This is a genomic window from Bacillus cereus group sp. BfR-BA-01441, assembly GCF_022663075.1.
Lineage (GTDB): Bacteria > Bacillota > Bacilli > Bacillales > Bacillaceae_G > Bacillus_A > Bacillus_A cereus.
In genome coordinates, this window is the sequence record NZ_JAKUEU010000400.1 from 1 (window position 1) to 223 (window position 223).

Genomic DNA, 223 nt, shown 5'->3' on the forward strand with positions numbered 1-223 from the left:
AATATCCAGGGATCATTTAAAAGAGAAAGTTACTTACTATTTAAAAGAACAAATTTCTTTATATACGAAAATACCAGTCAGTAGTATAGAAGAGGATGTCCCAATGGAAGCATATGGTTTGGACTCTATAATAACAATGGAGTTAATAAATAAATTAGAGGAAGACCTTGGTCAATTACCTCAAACATTATTTTTTGAGTATGAGAATATAGAGGAGTTAACT

Annotated in this window: 1 protein-coding gene; it reads left to right on the top strand. The window is 29.6% G+C overall.

Annotation, left to right across the window (positions count from 1 at the left end; genetic code table 11):
• Window position 1: 1 nt before the first annotated feature.
• A partial coding sequence (locus tag MR107_RS31845; RefSeq protein ID WP_472926414.1) for an acyl carrier protein occupies window positions 2-223 on the top strand: 222 nt, incomplete at its 3' end.